This is a genomic window from Citrobacter sp. TBCS-14, assembly GCF_005280805.1.
GTDB classification, from domain to species: Bacteria; Pseudomonadota; Gammaproteobacteria; order Enterobacterales; family Enterobacteriaceae; genus Citrobacter; species Citrobacter gillenii.
Genome location: NZ_SZWM01000384.1, coordinates 1 through 288 on the forward strand (window position 1 = coordinate 1; position 288 = coordinate 288).

At 55.2% G+C, this 288-nt stretch carries 1 protein-coding gene; it reads left to right on the forward strand.

Translation table 11 applies throughout. The features are described 5' to 3' along the window. Positions 1-288 (forward strand): MOSC domain-containing protein (locus tag FDX22_RS15665; RefSeq protein WP_146717431.1); only part of this gene is annotated, 288 nt, incomplete at both ends.

The window sequence follows — 288 nt, forward strand, 5'->3', positions numbered from 1 at the left end:
CCACACCAGATCCAGCGGCGTATTGCTGGTGATTTTGGTTTCCAGCAGTTACGCTGGGTTGGCCCGCAACTGACGCGCCGGGTAAAGCGCCACGATGACGTTCCCTTATCCTTCGCCGACGGTTATCCCTATCTGCTGACCAATGAAGCGTCGCTACGCGATCTGCAACAGCGCTGTCCGGCAAGCGTCAAAATGGAACAGTTTCGCCCTAATCTGGTGATTTCAGGCGCTGGCGCCTGGGAAGAAGATACCTGGAAAGTGATTCGCATCGGCGACGTCATTTTTGAT